The 15,577-nt window shown below is 55.5% G+C and carries 13 protein-coding genes; 5 read left to right on the forward strand and 8 right to left on the reverse strand.

Annotated features, from left to right (window positions below; genetic code table 11):
* Nucleotides 1–2 precede the first annotated feature (2 nt).
* Nucleotides 3–896 carry a LysR family transcriptional regulator gene (locus ABIB59_RS19760; RefSeq protein WP_354036707.1) on the reverse strand — a complete coding sequence of 298 codons (894 nt, stop codon included), beginning with the start codon at nt 894–896 and terminating at the stop codon, nt 3–5.
* Between the two features lie 88 nt (nt 897–984).
* On the opposite strand from ABIB59_RS19760, the gene ABIB59_RS19765 reads away from it, so the two are divergent.
* Nucleotides 985–1,761, forward strand: a complete 777-nt coding sequence (locus ABIB59_RS19765; protein ID WP_079497336.1) for an NAD(P)H-dependent oxidoreductase — start codon at nt 985–987, stop codon at nt 1,759–1,761.
* 107 nt (nt 1,762–1,868) lie between these two features.
* On the opposite strand, the gene ABIB59_RS19770 is transcribed toward ABIB59_RS19765, so the two are convergent.
* The 3 genes from ABIB59_RS19770 to ABIB59_RS19780 all read right to left on the reverse strand — a co-directional run bounded on the left by ABIB59_RS19770 (nt 1,869) and on the right by ABIB59_RS19780 (nt 3,921).
* Nucleotides 1,869–2,918: a DUF1176 domain-containing protein gene (locus ABIB59_RS19770; protein ID WP_039076866.1), complete on the reverse strand. Its 1,050-nt coding sequence runs from the start codon at nt 2,916–2,918 to the stop codon at nt 1,869–1,871.
* A 137-nt stretch (nt 2,919–3,055) separates the two neighbouring features.
* Complete coding sequence (locus ABIB59_RS19775) at nt 3,056–3,661, reverse strand: ATP-dependent Clp protease proteolytic subunit (protein WP_039076867.1); 606 nt, start codon at nt 3,659–3,661, stop codon at nt 3,056–3,058.
* Nucleotides 3,662–3,753: 92 nt separating this feature from the next.
* Nucleotides 3,754–3,921, reverse strand: coding sequence for a DUF1127 domain-containing protein (locus tag ABIB59_RS19780; RefSeq protein WP_064572393.1), 168 nt, complete (start codon nt 3,919–3,921; stop codon nt 3,754–3,756).
* 176 nt (nt 3,922–4,097) lie between these two features.
* Here ABIB59_RS19780 and ABIB59_RS19785 point away from each other — a divergent pair, with 176 nt between their 5' ends.
* Nucleotides 4,098–5,516 carry an aminotransferase-like domain-containing protein gene (locus ABIB59_RS19785; protein ID WP_039076868.1) on the forward strand — a complete coding sequence of 473 codons (1,419 nt, stop codon included), beginning with the start codon at nt 4,098–4,100 and terminating at the stop codon, nt 5,514–5,516.
* A 131-nt stretch (nt 5,517–5,647) separates the two neighbouring features.
* Here the strand turns inward: ABIB59_RS19785 and foxA are convergent, their stop codons facing one another.
* The 4 genes from foxA to ABIB59_RS19805 all read right to left on the reverse strand — a co-directional run bounded on the left by foxA (nt 5,648) and on the right by ABIB59_RS19805 (nt 10,107).
* A complete protein-coding gene (foxA, locus tag ABIB59_RS19790) occupies nt 5,648–7,744 on the reverse strand; it encodes a ferrioxamine B receptor FoxA (protein WP_079497337.1) in 2,097 nt (698 codons plus the stop codon).
* 164 nt (nt 7,745–7,908) lie between these two features.
* Nucleotides 7,909–8,862 (reverse strand): AraC family transcriptional regulator, encoded by a 954-nt coding sequence (locus tag ABIB59_RS19795; protein WP_039076870.1) that lies wholly within the window; start codon nt 8,860–8,862, stop codon nt 7,909–7,911.
* A gap of 559 nt (nt 8,863–9,421) precedes the next feature.
* Nucleotides 9,422–9,877 (reverse strand): lysozyme inhibitor LprI family protein, encoded by a 456-nt coding sequence (locus ABIB59_RS19800; protein ID WP_354036711.1) that lies wholly within the window; start codon nt 9,875–9,877, stop codon nt 9,422–9,424.
* Nucleotides 9,878–9,957: 80 nt separating this feature from the next.
* Nucleotides 9,958–10,107 carry a hypothetical protein gene (locus ABIB59_RS19805; protein WP_172600686.1) on the reverse strand — a complete coding sequence of 50 codons (150 nt, stop codon included), beginning with the start codon at nt 10,105–10,107 and terminating at the stop codon, nt 9,958–9,960.
* A 508-nt stretch (nt 10,108–10,615) separates the two neighbouring features.
* On the opposite strand from ABIB59_RS19805, the gene ABIB59_RS19810 reads away from it, so the two are divergent.
* The 3 genes from ABIB59_RS19810 to ABIB59_RS19820 all read left to right on the forward strand — a co-directional run bounded on the left by ABIB59_RS19810 (nt 10,616) and on the right by ABIB59_RS19820 (nt 15,575).
* Entirely contained in the window at nt 10,616–11,191 is a 576-nt protein-coding gene (locus ABIB59_RS19810; RefSeq protein ID WP_039076871.1) for a TetR/AcrR family transcriptional regulator, read from the forward strand.
* Between the two features lie 155 nt (nt 11,192–11,346).
* Nucleotides 11,347–12,468 (forward strand): efflux RND transporter periplasmic adaptor subunit, encoded by a 1,122-nt coding sequence (locus tag ABIB59_RS19815; RefSeq protein ID WP_317087457.1) that lies wholly within the window; start codon nt 11,347–11,349, stop codon nt 12,466–12,468.
* Nucleotides 12,468–15,575 (forward strand): efflux RND transporter permease subunit, encoded by a 3,108-nt coding sequence (locus tag ABIB59_RS19820; RefSeq protein WP_317087456.1) that lies wholly within the window; start codon nt 12,468–12,470, stop codon nt 15,573–15,575. Before ABIB59_RS19815 ends, ABIB59_RS19820 begins: the two co-directional genes overlap by 1 nt.
* Nucleotides 15,576–15,577 lie beyond the last annotated feature (2 nt).

Below are 15,577 nucleotides of genomic sequence, written 5' to 3' on the forward strand. Positions count from 1 at the left end.
AATTAAAGGCAGTCGAGTAAGTGTTGTCGCAGCCACTGGTGTGCCGGGTCACGGTGCAGACGTTCATGCCAGAGCATCAGCATATCGAACCCCGGCAGCGGCACGGGCGGCTCCACCACCTGCAAGGCTCCTGCCTTTTTCACCAGACGTTCCGGCAGTACGGCTACCAGGTCGCTGGTGGCCAGCGCCTCCAGCATAAACAAGAAATGTGGCACAGAGAGTACGACGCGCCGTGAAAGCCCACTCTTTGCCAGCACCTCATCGGTTATCGCGCTAAAGCCCCCGCCTTCCGGCGAGACAATCACATGCTCCAGCCTGCAGAATTGCGCCAGCGTCGGGCGACGTTTTAAGGCCGGGTGATTCAGCCGCCCGGCCAGCACATAGCGTTCGGTAAACAGCAGTCGCTGATGCAATGCAGGCGGCGCTCCTTCACGGGTATGAAAGATCAGATCGACATCGCCCTGCTCCGCCTGGCGCAAAATCTGCGGGGGATTGAGCTCGAAGAGCGCCAGACGGGTACCCGGTGCGGCCGCCCGCAGGCTGTTGAGCGCAGGCAACACCACGGCCGACTCGGTGTAATCCGTGGCCACGATCCGCCAGGTGAGATCGGCACTCGCCGGATCAAAAGGGCTACCGGACGAAACGGCGCTTTCCAGCGCATCAAGCGCCTGTCTCAGCGGTAGACGCAGTTCATCGGCACGGGCGGTCGACTGCATGCCACGCGGCCCCGGCAGCAACAGCGGGTCACCAAAGATCTCCCGCAGGCGGGCAAGCTGCACGCTGACCGAGGGCTGCGACAAATTGAGCCTTTGCGCCGCCCGCGTCACGTTAAGTTCGGTCAACAGGACATCCAGCGTCGCCAGCAGATTCAAATCGATACGACGGAAATTAACCATGGCTATACCTACAATATCAGTAATTAATTTCTACTATACCTTCCCATTCATTACCGTGGGGTGACTTTCCCAACACCAGGTACACACAATGAATGTTTTGATTGTTTACGCCCATCCCGAAGCCCACTCTCTGAACGGTGCGCTAAATGCCTTTGCCATTTCGCATCTGGAAAATAGCGGACACCACGTGCAGGTATCCGATCTCTACGCCATGAACTGGAAATCACAACTGGATGCCAGCGACACGCTGGCCCCGCTGGCGGGTGACCATTTCCACCCGTCACTGGATTCAAAAAAGGCCTTTGAGCAGGGTTTGCAAAGTGCGGATATCGCTGGCGAACAGGCGAAATTACGCTGGGCAGACGCGGTCATTTTCCAGTTTCCGCTGTGGTGGTTTTCGATGCCTGCCATTATGAAAGGGTGGTTCGACAGGGTTTACGCCTATGGATTTGCCTATGGTGTGGGCGAACACAGCGACACTCACTGGGGCGATCGCTATGGCGAGGGGAGTCTGTCAGGCAAGCGGGCGATGTTGCTGGTGACGACAGGCGGCTGGGAATCACACTATAGCCCCCGTGGGATCAACGGCCCAATCGACGATATTCTGTTCCCCATCCAGCACGGGATGCTGTTTTATCCGGGTTTCGAAGTGTTGCCGCCGCTGGTGATTTATCGCACCAGCAAGACAGATGATGAGAAATATGCAGCGTATTGCCAGCAACTGGCACAGCGTCTGGACACGCTTTGGCAGGCGGAACCGCTGCCCTTCCGTCGGCAAAATGCCGGGGATTACACCATTCCCGCGCTAACCCTGCGCCCGGATATCGCACCAGGCGAGAGCGGGTTTGGTGTGCATGTGAAGTGACATCCATTCAGGTATGAAATACGTTACCCGTATATGAATACAATGGCACCCTGCTTACCCAAAAATACCAAAAGGGTAAACCGGGATGCCATTCAACGATAAATGCCTTATTCCGGCTCTTTGACCTGCGCAACAAATGACGGGAGATCCCAGGTGCCGCCCGCGCGAATGTAGCGGCACATACCGGTGGTGGATTCGCTGCTCTGGGTAAATGCTTTACCGTCCCACACCCACTCCGCGGATGCCCAGCAGTCGCCTATCCCGCGGCCACGCTGACCCAGCGAAATCAGGCCATCGCTGTAATCCGAAGCGGAATCGGTCACCAGCACGGGTTCGCCCGCGAGCTTGCTGTCGATAACCCAGAAGCCATAGCCTTCGTTATACGCCGCGCGCCAGCAGAGCGTGGAAATCAGCGCATGGGTATCGTCAAGCGGCGTCAGACTGATATCGTTATCGCCCTCATCCGCCTGCGGGTCCGGTGATTTCAAACGCTCGCAATTGGTGTCTTTCGGTAACGAAGCAATCAATTTAGGCTTAAGCGCGGCGACTTCCGTTTCATTGAGCACGCGCTCCTGCGCATCACTCACTTTGGCCGCCTGAATCACCGGGGGTTCTTTGGCCGCCGGTACGCTACTTTCCGGTTTATCGCCTTTCTTCACCAGCGCGCCGGGGGTGTCCAGACGCCCCTGCACATCATCCATTTTCAGCAGCACCGCTGTCGCGCCATCGCCAGACAGCTCGAACGGCTTCGCACCGCCTTTAAATTCGACTTTGCCGCTGCCTTTTACTGCCTCGATCAGCGCCTGAGTTTGCGCGGGAGACAACCGCCAGGTATCGGTGTCCTCCGGCTCAACTTCACCGATCTCTTTGTCATCAATCCACAGAACCAATTTGGACTGCGGTGCAGTCTCATCGGATTCCATTTCCGCGAGCACAACATCAACAACAAGCGGGGCATCCGCACCGGCTTTACGCACCAGCAGTACCGACCCGCTGGCTTCTTCTTCCTTGCTATAACCCGCAGCGCGACAGGTCAGCGTGTTGTCACAAACGACTTCCCAATCTTTGTGGTTAAACGTGGTGCTATTGTTTTCTGCCATTGCCGGCGCACTGAGCGTCGCTATCATCACCAGTGCGGCTTTATAACTTTTATTCATGCCGTTTCTCCGTATTCACCATCGCCGACAGTGTGAAGAATTTAGTGCATTCGGAGAAGTGAAATTTTTTCTACGGTGAAAGGAAATAACGTGGATTTGATCCCCCTCGCACAGGAAGGGGATCGGGAGAGGGGAAATTAATCCAGCTTCAGGTCCCCGTAGCTGTTTACTACGCGGGAGACAATGCCGTAATCAATCGCTTCTTGCGGGTTCATCCAGTAGTTGCGGTCAGTGTCTTGTTTCACTTTCTCAACCGGTTGCCCGGTCGCATCGGCGATAAGACGGTTAACGCGATCCAGCATGCGGATGATCTCTTTCGCTTCAATCTCAATGTCGCTGGCCTGGCCACGCACGCCGCCCAGCGGCTGATGGATCATAAAGCGAGTGTTTGGCAGCGCGTAGCGATGCTCTTTTTTCGCCGCCAGGAAAATGGTGATCCCGGCGCTCGCCACCCAGCCAGTACCAATGATATGCACTTCCGGCTTGATGAATTTAATGATGTCGTGAATGGTATCCGCAGCTTCAACATGGCCGCCCTGGCTGTTCAGGTAGATTTTGATCGGCGCATCGCTGATCCCCTGCAACAGCAGCAGTTGGGTCACCACTTTTTCGGTCAGCGTCTGGTTAATCTCACCGGAGATAATGATCGAGCGCGAATCCAGCAACTTCTGCTGCATCATCTGAGTGACGTTGCCGCCTTCGTTCTCTTTTTTATCGTCGTCTTTACTGCCCATATAATGCATGGTGAATCCCCCGTAGTGATAATGGCATTAAGCATAGTCTACGCCATAAAAGGCGGAAAATAACAAGATGTTATCTCCGCACTTTTGGGGGATCAATAACCCAGATCGTCACGACGCAATCCCAGGTCTTTCAGTTGCTCATCGCTAAGATTGCTCAAAATTATCCGAGTCTTGCGCCGTTCCCATTTTCTTTTCACCCAATGCCACAGTTGTACTAACCCGAAAAATGGTCGTTGCGGTCTATTTTCAAAGAATTCCATCGCGTCTCTCCTCACCTGAACAGAGCCCTATTTTCTCTGGAATCCCTGTATGCAATACAGACGCAGAAATTACTTTTCTTTAACATACAGATCGCCTACAACTGTATCTGAACGGCATTTTTCTCCGCCATCTGTACTGGTTTTACAATCTGTATGGTGACAACAAAGGATACAGCATGACACGTTATGAAAACCTGGCCACCTTACTGGCGGAGCGCATTGAACAAGGGCTTTACCGCCATGGCGAGAAACTGCCATCCGTCAGGAATCTGAGCCAGGAGCACGGCGTGAGCATCAGCACCGTACAGCAGGCGTATCAGGTGCTGGAAAACCTACAGTTGATCACCCCGCAGCCGCGCTCGGGCTATTTTGTCGCCCCGCGCAAAGCTAAACCGCCGGTGCCTGCCATATCGCGCCCGGTTCAGCGCCCGGTAGAAGTGACGCAGTGGGATGAAGTGCTCACACTGCTCGATGCCCGTTCGGACAAAGAGATGCTCAATTTTGGCGGCGGGGCGCCGGACATTTCGCAACCGACGCTGAAACCGCTGTGGCGCGAAATGGCGCGTCTGGTGCAGCACAATCAGTGCGACATTCTGAGCTACGACGCCCTGCAAGGACGGCGAGAACTGCGCGAGCAGATCTCCCGCCTGATGGTTGATGGCGGCACGGTGGTGGACCCGGAAGATATCGTGATCACCAACGGCTGCCACGGCGCGCTGAGCATCGCCCTGCTTTCGGTGTGTAAACCGGGTGATATCGTGGCCGTGGAGTCCCCTTCCTACTATGGCACCATGCAGTTACTGCGCGGTTTTGGCATTAAAGCGATGGAGATCCCAACCGATCCGGAAACCGGGATCAGCATTGAGGCACTGGAACTTGCGCTGGAACAGTGGCCGATCAAAGGGGTGATCCTCGTGCCGAGTTGCAGCAACCCGCAGGGCTCGATCATGCCGGATGCGCGCAAAAAAGCGATACTGGCGCTGGCGCAGCGCCATGACATTGTCATTTTCGAAGACGATATCTATGGCGAACTCGTCACCGATTATCCCCGCCCGCGCACCATTAAATCTTTTGATATCGATGGCCGCGTGTTGCTGTGCAGCTCGTTTACCAAATCGGTCGCGCCGGGGCTGCGTGTGGGCTGGATTGTACCGGGGCGCTATCGCGATCGGGTGCTGCATATGAAATATGCCGCTATCGGCAGCACAGTGCCTACGAATCAGTTGGCGATGGCGGCGTTTATTCGCGACGGCCACTACCATCGCCATATTCGCCGGATGCGCCAGTTTTATCAGCAGCACCTGGAAACCTATACCTGTTGGATCCGCCAGTATTTTCCATGCGGAATCTGCGTTACGCGGCCAAAAGGTGGCTATATGCTGTGGGTGGAGCTACCGGAAGGGGTGGATATGCTCTGTGTCTCGCGCCAGCTTTGTCGGCTGAAAATCCAGATTGCGCCAGGCTCGCTTTTTTCCGCCTCGGGGAAATACCGCAACTGCCTGCGCATTAACTGCGCCCTGCCGCTGACTGAACGGTATCGCGAGGCCATTTCGAAGCTGGGCGAAGCTATTCATTTCGCGATGGAGGAGAGTTAATCTCCCCTTCGTTTTCCTTCCCCGGTGGCGCTTCGCTTACCGGGGCTACCAAACCACCGCACCGCGGCCCCGGTAAAATCGTATCCCGGGTAAGGTGCGTGCGCGCCGCCCCCCGGGAGTTCTCAAGACACTCAGAACTTATACGACAGGCTGCCCACAATGCTGCGCTCGGCACCAAAGTAGCAGTAAGAGAGCGAGTTACAGGCGGCAATATAGCTCTTGTCCGTCAGGTTATTGACGTTAACCTGCGCGCTCAGCCCTTTCAAACCCACCTTCGACAGGTCATAGCCGACCGCCAGATCCACCAGTGTATAGGACGGTAGCGTATGCGTGTTCTGGCGATCCGAGGTAATGCCATTCACATAGCGCACGCCGGAACCGACGGTCAGCCCGTCCAGCGGCCCGCTCTTCACATCGTAGCTCAGCCAGGCGCTGGCCTGATTACGCGGTGCGTAGACGGCGCGCTTGCCCTGCTCTTCCGGGCTGCTCTTCTTGTAGCGAATATCGGTGTAGGTATAGGCCGCCTGTAGACGCAGGCTATCCGTTAACTGCCCCACCGCTTCCAGTTCCACCCCTTCGGATTCTATCTCGCCGATAGAACGGTACGGATCGGTCGGCTCTTCTTTGGTGGCGATATTCTTCTGGTTGATGCGGAACACCGAGGCGCTGTACATCGTCTGCGTCCCTTCCGGCTCGAATTTCAACCCGGCTTCCCACTGTTTCCCCTTCATCGGCTCCAGGATCTTGCCGTTTTCATCGGTAAAGCTGGTCGGCGTGAACGCGGTTGAGTAGCTAACGTAAGGCGCAATCCCGTTATCGAACAGATACAGCAATGCCGCACGGCTGCTGTAATGGCCTTGATCCAGGGTATCGCTGGTGTCATTGAGCTTATTAACGTTTGTGACCTTCACCTGATCGTGGCGACCGCCCAGCGTCAGTCGCCACTTATTGAGTGACATCTGATCCTGGATGTAGATCCCGGTCTGCTCCAGCTTATGCTTCTCGCTGCTGTACTGCGTGATGTAATCCGGATCTGCGCCATACACCGGGTTAAACGCGTCGATCGCCGGGAAAGCGCCGTAGTAACCGGCCACATTATTGCTGCGGCGCTGGTAATCCACCCCCATCAACAGACGATGGTTAACCGGGCCGGTCTCCACGCTGCCATCCAGTTGGTTGTCCAGCGTGATGGCATTCATCTTCTCATCAGAACCGGAATAGCCACGGTTCAGTTCGGTATCGTTGAGCCAGCCTGCCGCATACACCTGATTCAGGTTCACTTTAGTGTGCAGATAGCGCAATTTCTGGCGTACTGACCAGCCGCTATCAAAGGCGTGTTCGAAGTTGTAGCCGACCATATTTTCGCGGCGGTCGTATTTGTCGTAATCGTCTTCCCCTTCATAAAAGGTATTAGAAATTTTCTGCCCGGCGTGAGGGACAACGGTGCCTTCATACGGTAAGCCCGAGTGACTACCGCCTTCCGGATCGCGATGCAGATAGGCCATCAGATCCAGGCGTGTGCTATCGGTGATGCGCCAGGTGAGGCTCGGCATCAGGGCATAGCGCTCTTCTTTTAAGGGATCGAACTGGGAATCCGCATAGCGGGTCATGCCGGTTAAACGCACGGCAACGCGGTCGTTATCATCCACCGGGCCGGTCACATCAAAGGCCGCACCGCGCTGGTTGTTATTCCCGGCGAACACTTTGATTTCGCCCCCCGGATCAAACGATGGTTTACGGGAATTCAGCGCCACAATCCCGCCAGGCGAAGAGCGACCATACAGTACGGAAGCCGGGCCGCGCACCACTTCGATACTGTCGAGGAACCACGGGTCCACCACCAACGAACTGTGCGAGTTGGTGTCACCCATCATTTTCAGGCCGTCGAGATAGATATTATCCAGACTCCCATCGGAAAAGCCGCGCAAGACGATGTAATCAAAGCGGTTGGAGGCACCAATCTGGTTGGCATAGACACCCGGCGTGTAGCCCACCGCCTGGCGCACGCTGGTGGCCCCCTGCTCTTCATACTGCTGGCGCGTCACAATAGAGACCGACTGCGGGGTTTCGATATCCGGCGTTTCCAGCTTGGTTGCGCCACTTTGCATTTGTGAGGTCACCACCACCGTCTCTTCTTTTGTCGACGAGGTGTCCTGTGCCAGGACCGTCGCGCTCAATCCACCCGTCATGCAGCCAATCATCAGCGCCAGTCGCGTTTTTGCGAACATGAAAATCTCCAGAAGCCGTTTTTATTGTAAATAAGAATTATTACCCTTTTGCCGACGGCGGCAGCTATGCGCAATGACAAGAGACGTATGCGCGGTGACAAAACGCATCACCACTGTGGAACTTTGGTCTACAGGCCCGTGGATGACCGGATGAATAACGGGGATTAACAGGCGTGGCGCGCCTCTCCGGGGGTAATGCCATAGCGACGGCGAAAGGCGGTAGAAAAATTGGTGGCATGCTGATAGCCCGACATCCACGCTGCCTGCTGCACGCTGTACCCCTGAGCAAGGTAGCGGCGGGCCAGCTCCAGACGGCAATCGCGAAGATAATCAAACACCGAGTGACCATAGGCCTGGCGAAACTTGGTCCGCAGGCTGCTGCTGCTCATGGCGGCCAGTTGGGCCAGTTCCGTGAGGGTGTACTCTTTCTCCGGCTGCTGCTCCAGCAAGCGACGCACGGTTTCGAGCCGATGGTGTTCGCCGCTGGGGGCATGGCGGGATGTGTGATTTTGCAGGCGCTGTGACAGGCCGTGACCTAACAGTTGTAGCATGACGCCTTCGAGCATTAACTGGCGCGACAGCCCCGGTTGGCTGGACTGCTGGATGTATTGCAGGCCAGAGAGCAAAAAGCCCGGCACCTGCCATAAGAAGGTTGGCGCACCGCCGTTTTCCCACTGCTGAAGCAACGCAGAGAGCAGCGGCGATTGCCAGCAGCGCGCCGGGTCTACGCCCAGTGAAAGCGTGCGTAAGTGGTAGTCGGCAAGGTGTACGGCGTTCATCACCTGCTGCTCGCCAAGGCGCGAGGTAAAGGCCATACCGGAGCGCACCACAAATTCCTGACCGTTGACGCGCAGCATCACGCTGCCTTCCAGCACCACCAGCATATAGAGCGGGCAGCTATGCAAAGAGGTGGTTTCATAGGGTTGCAGGACGCGAATATCTGAGCTGGTGAGGTTGAGACCGGATGAGAACGACATCTCTTCGACATCGCCCTGAATGACAATGTGTTTTTCTTTACTGACGTCGCGGCAGGCAGAGAGTGACGGGAAGCGATAATCAATGCCGTAGCGTTCGCCAAACCCGATAAAATCTTCAACGGAAAAGTGTCTTTTTTGCATAGCGGGCAGCCATTGTGATCCTGTCCAATGTTCAACATTCCACCGGGGATGCGCGAAAATTTCCGGGTCGACGCCCTGAAAAACGCCTACAGATTACCATTGCCCCCGCCAGGCGGCAATAATATTGAGAATTGTTCTCACCTTTAGGCCAACCCCGGATGCGGCGTAAACGCCTTATTCGGACCGTACAGGGGCAGAGGATTCCCCACAAAAATGCGAGCACGAACGGTCCCCTCTCCTCTTTGGGGAGAGGGTCAGGGTGAGGGGGATATGCGGCTCAGGTGGAGGGTTCCGTTCCCCTTATGTTCCTTGCTTTTCTGTCGCGACAGAACCCGTGAACGTGCCAGGGGGACACAAAGATGTCGCTGTGGTTGTCATGCTGGGAAACGGGTCAGCCTGGCTAAAAAGGTTGCAGACGTTCACAGTATCTACCACGTAGCCCCGGCAAGTGCAGCGCCACCGGGGGATCTCTCAATCACCACGCCTCACGTTAAGAATTCAGGAGCCATTTATCCCAAAATACCAACAGGCCTTACCGTAACTTTTCAGCCCAGCCATTTCAGTTATGCCCAGATTTAATATCCATCATCTTTATTTCTTCAACATGCCGCTTATTCAAATTAATCACACATTGATCAATATATGACTGGTAGTCATTTGCATCCTCACCTATTTGTGACGCGACAGCCAGGCATAAATTTTCTCTATATGCTTTCCAGTCCACTTGTGCAGCCAGAAATGATTTACTGTAGATATCCCCTATCGTCAATTTCGGATCTTCGCTGCGGAAGACCGGACCTGGATTGTTAATTTTTATTTGCTTATTCATCTCAGCAATAATATTATCCAGAGCATGCGAAGATTCCGCCGATTTTTTTGACAGACAATCATAAGCAATATGTATATTGCTCTGATTTTTAAAGCAAACATCTCTCTCCATCCCTTCATAAAGAGCCGCATATGAAACTGCAGGCATCAGAAACAGGAGCGCCAGCGTTGCACGTAAAGGTTTCATTGCAAATACCTTATTCTTTGGCAAGTTAACTCATTGCTCATATATTCAATCAGCTTTACGGTAATTAATGAGATTATTTTTCATCTTAAGCAGATATTATTTCCACGGATGTGATTATATCCGGCATCAATAATCATCTTTTGCAACGCTTTCACGTCATTCGGATTGTTCATTCCGGACGTCCCCACGGAACCTGATACGCCAGAAAACTGTGAGGTATTGTCAGCCATAATGATATTCCTTTTCAGATTGCTACCAACCAGTGGGCTTCGGCACCATCACCTCCACTGATCACCTGGTCTCGGTATAGATGACCTATCCAGGACGCGTGAAAAGCATAACGCATGGATGCCACTTATCCACTCTCATCTTCATGCTTACAAAAAAACCTCCAGGTCAAACAGACATACTGCGTTTCCCTTCGATATCTGAGAACGTAAGCCGTGTCCTGATCTGCTCTCAAAGGTGAAAGTTGAACCATATTCTTACTTCATTAGCGCAACGCTAATTAATGATACACACAAATATTATGGATATTACCCCCATTAATATTCCCAATGGCTTATCGACACCTTTCTCCTTAATTTCCCCATTATCTTCTTCATTATTTCTCCACAATATGGACTTTTGTAAATCCATATTATCTCCCCAGAAAATGCTTAACGCCTGGCGCAAAATTCATATATTCTTACGGCAAATGAGAACGATCATTCTCAACACCACTACCCGGAGCCCGGCATGACACAAAAAGTCTCGCAGCAAGAACGCCATCAGATGCGCCAGGACGAAATCATTGTCGCGGCGCGGCGCTGCTTTCGTGCCAGCGGTTTTCACGCGGCCAGCATGTCGCAAATCGCGCTGGAGGCTCAGTTGAGCGTCGGGCAGATTTATCGCTATTTCGCCAGTAAAGACGCCATTATCGAAGAGATGATCCGCCGCATCATCGACTACCGTATCGCGGAAATGGAAAGCAACGCCCAGACTCAGCATATCCCGCAGGTGCTGGCCTGGCGGCAAACGCTCAGCCACGACGATGATGCGCTGATGCTGGAAGTGGCGGCCGAGGCAACCCGCAATCCACGCGTTGCAGCAATGATGGCGCAGGCCGATGCGCGCATGTATGAAACCGCCTGCGCCCACCTGAAAAAGGCGCACCCGCATCTTGAAGATAGCCGTGTCCGCTGCTGCGTGGAGATTATGGCGTCGCTGATAGAAGGCACCATTTTTAGAAACCTGACGCCGCAAAAATGCGACCCGGCGCAATTACAGAAAATATATCAGGACATAATACATATGTTATTTACTGAAAAATAATCCGGGATTAAACGAATTTCAGGCGATGTATAACGACATCGCCCGTCATCATTTCCGCTAATAGCGGAAGTGGCGTATTGCCATCGCCAAAATATGGTCAACCAGCCGCCCTTTGATTATCAACGGGCAGGCCTTTTACACGCCGGGAAAATATAATGAAGTTAATAAAAACCACCGTCGTGGCATTATTCGCATTAACTGGCTGCGACAATGCCACGCCACCTGCACAACACAACGCGGCCCCGGAAGTCGGGGTCGTCACGCTCCAGAGCCAACCGCTTGCCGTATTCAGCACCCTGACCGGGCGCACCTCGGCCTCGCTGAGCGCAGAAGTCCGCCCGCAAGTTGGCGGCATCATTCAGAAGCGCCTCTTCACCGAAGGTGACGCCGTGAAAGCCGGCCAGCCGCTGTATCAGATTGACCCGTCCAGCTATCGTGCCGCCTTCAATGAAGCCGATGCCTCACTCAAACAGGCGCAATCGCTGGTGGAATCCGACTGTCAGAAAGCGCGCCGCTATGCGCTGCTGGTAAAAGACAACGGCGTATCACAGCAGGATGCCGACGACGCGAAATCTACCTGTGCGCAGGATCGCGCCAGCGTCAGCGCCAAACAGGCGGCGCTGGAAAGCGCGCGTATCAACCTGAACTGGACCACCATCACGTCGCCGATTAGCGGGCGGATTGGTATCTCGTCTGTTACTCCCGGTGCGCTGGTCACTGCCGAACAAACCACGGCGCTGGCAACCGTGCGCGGGCTGGACACCATGTATGTCGATCTCACCCGCTCCAGTGCCGACCTGCTGCGTTTACGTAAGCAGGCGCTCGCCAGTAACGACAGCACGCTGAATGTATCGCTGATTCTGGAAGATGGCAGCACCTACAGCGAAACCGGCAAACTGGCGCTGACCGAAGTGGCCGTGGATGAAGCCACCGGTTCTGTCACCCTGCGCGCTATCTTCCCTAACCCGCATCAGCAACTGCTGCCCGGCATGTTTGTCCGCGCCAGAGTCAATGAAGGCGTGATGGAAAACGCCATTCTCGCCCCACAACAGGGCATCACCCGCGACAGCAAAGGCAATGCCACGGCGCTGGTAGTCAACGCTCAAAACAAGGTCGAGCAGCGCAGCGTCGAAACGGGTGACACCTACGGCGATAAATGGCTGGTCCTGAAAGGGCTGCAAAGCGGCGACAAGCTGATTGTTGAAGGTACCGATAAAGTTACCGCCGGGGCAGAGGCGAAAGCCGTTGAAGTGCAAAACAACGGAGGCAAAGCCTGATGTTCTCCAGCTTCTTCGTGCGTCGCCCGGTCTTTGCCTGGGTGATCGCCATACTGATCATGATGGCCGGGGTGCTGGCTATCCGCACGCTGCCCATCGCGCAATACCCGGACGTGGCGCCCCCTTCGATAAAAATCACCGCCACCTACACCGGCGCATCGGCGCAAACCCTGGAAAACAGCGTGACCCAGGTTATCGAACAACAGCTTACCGGGCTCGATAACCTGCTCTATTTCACCTCCACCAGTAGTTCCGATGGTCAGGTGACCATCACCGTGACGTTCGAACAGGGTACCGACCCGGACACCGCTCAGGTGCAGGTACAGAACAAGGTGCAACAGGCCGAATCCCGCCTGCCAACCGAAGTCACCCAATCTGGCGTGACGGTGGTGAAATCCCAGAGCAGCTTCCTGCTCATCATGGCGATGTATGACAAAACCGACCGTGCTTCCAGCTCCGATATCGCCGACTGGCTGGTGAGTAATGTGCAGGACCCGCTCGCGCGCGTTAACGGCGTGGGGAGCCTGCAGGTGTTCGGTGCGGAATATGCCATGCGTATCTGGATGGACCCGGACAAACTGGCCTCTTATGCGCTGATGCCGTCTGATGTGCAGACCGCCATTGAAGCGCAAAACGTGCAGGTTTCCGCCGGGAAGATCGGTGCGCTGCCGGCCTCAAACAGTCAGCAACTGACGGCCACCGTGCGTGCGCAGTCTCGCCTGCAAACCGTGGAGCAGTTCCGCAATATCATCATCAAAAGTGAAACCAACGGTGCGGTGGTCCGCGTCGGCGACGTTGCCCGCGTAGAGATGGGCAGCGAAGACTATTCGGCGACAGCGAAACTAAACGGCCACCCGGCGGCGGGCCTGGCGGTGATGCTGGCTCCTGGCGCGAACGCCCTGGATACCGCCACCCTGGTGAAAGATAAAATTGCCGAGTTCCGTCATAGCATGCCGCAGGGCTATGACGTCGCCTACCCGAAAGACAGCACCGACTTTATCAAAATCTCCATTGAAGATGTGGTGCAGACGCTGATCGAAGCCATCGTACTGGTGGTCTGCGTGATGTATCTGTTCCTGCAAAACGTCCGCGCCACCCTGATTCCGGCAATGGCGGTACCTGTCGTGCTGTTGGGGACCTTTGGGGTACTGGCGCTCTTTGGCTACTCGATTAACACCCTGACGCTGTTTGCGATGGTGCTGGCGATTGGCTTGCTGGTGGATGACGCCATCGTGGTGGTGGAAAACGTCGAGCGTATTATGCGCGACGAAGGGCTGCCCGCCCGCGAAGCTACTGAAAAATCGATGGGCGAAATCTCCGGTGCGCTGGTGGCGATTGCGCTGGTACTCTCCGCCGTATTCCTGCCAATGGCCTTCTTTGGTGGCTCTACCGGGGTGATTTACCGTCAGTTCTCGGTCACCATCATCTCGGCTATGACCCTGTCGGTGATTGTTGCGCTCACCCTGACCCCGGCGTTGTGCGGCACGGTGATGCAGCACAGTAAGCCCCATAAGAAAGGCTTCTTCGGCGCGTTCAATCGCTTCTATGCCCGCACCGAAAATAAATACGAGCACCGTGTCCTGCGCGTCTTGCGTCGCTCCGTGACCGTGCTCGCCACCTATGGCGTGCTCTGTGCGGCGATGGCGTTTGTCATGTGGCGTCTGCCCGGCAGCTTCCTGCCGACCGAAGACCAGGGTTCTGTCATGGTGCAGTTCACCCTGCCCGCCGGGGCCACCGCGCCGCGCACCAATGCGGTCGCCAGCAAAGTGACTGATTGGTTCCTCACCAAAGAGAAAGCCAATACCAACGCCATCTTCACGGTCACTGGCTTTAGCTTTAGCGGTAACGGCCAGAACGCCGGGATGGCCTTCGTCTCGCTGAAAAACTGGTCAGAGCGTAAGGGGGCGGAAAATACCGCCCAGGCAATCGCCCTGCGGGCCACCCAGCAGTTAAGCACTCTCCGCGATGCCAGCATTTTCGCCATGATCCCACCGTCAGTGGACGGTCTGGGGCAGAGTAACGGCTTTACCTTTGAGCTGCTGGCAAGTGGCAGTACCGATCGCGACGAACTGCTGAAAATGCGTAACCAGTTGATTGGCGAGGCCAGCAAAAGCCAGGAGCTGCAAGCCGTTCGCGCCAACGACCTGCCACAAATGCCGCAGTTGCAGGTGGATATCGACAGCAACAAAGCCGTCGCGCTGGGCCTGTCGCTCAGCGATGTCAGCAATACGCTCTCCAGCGCCTGGGGCGGGACCTATGTGAATGACTTTATCGATCGTGGACGCGTGAAGAAGGTCTATATCCAGGGGGATAGCGCGTTTCGCGCCGCGCCGTCTGACCTGAAAAAATGGTACGTACGCGGCAGCGATGACAGCATGACGCCGTTCTCCGCCTTTGCCACCACCCACTGGGAATATGGCCCGGAAAGTCTGGTGCGCTACAACGGCTCGGCGGCCTATGAAATTCAGGGGGAGAATGCCAGCGGGTTCAGTTCCGGCGTCGCGATGACCAAAATGGAGACCCTCGCTAATAATCTGCCCGCCGGTTCTACCTGGGCCTGGAGCGGCCTGTCATTGCAGGAGAAACTCGCCAGCGGCCAGGCCATGAGCCTTTATGCCATCTCGATCATGGTGGTGTTCCTCTGTCTGGCAGCGCTCTACGAGAGTTGGTCCGTGCCGATTTCGGTCATCCTGGTTATCCCGCTCGGCCTGCTTGGGGCGGCGCTGGCGGCCTGGATGCGTGGTCTGAACAATGACGTCTACTTCCAGGTCGCGCTACTGACCACCATCGGTCTGTCGTCGAAAAACGCCATTTTGATTGTCGAGTTTGCCGAAGCGGCGGTGCAGGAAGGCTATTCCCTGAGCCGGGCGGCGCTGCGTGCGGCACGAACCCGCTTGCGCCCGATTATGATGACTTCGCTGGCGTTTATCGCCGGGGTGCTGCCGCTGGCAGTGGCGACCGGGGCCGGAGCCAACAGCCGTGTCGCCATCGGGACCGGCATCATCGGCGGTACGCTGGCCGCCACGCTGCTCGCCATCTTCTTTGTTCCGCTGTTCTTTGTGCTGGTGAAACGTCTGTTCGCCGGTAAACGTCAACGCCAGGAGTAATT

The sequence above is a fragment of the Citrobacter sp. UYEF32 genome, assembly GCF_040546205.1.
GTDB classification, from domain to species: domain Bacteria; phylum Pseudomonadota; class Gammaproteobacteria; order Enterobacterales; family Enterobacteriaceae; genus Phytobacter; species Phytobacter diazotrophicus.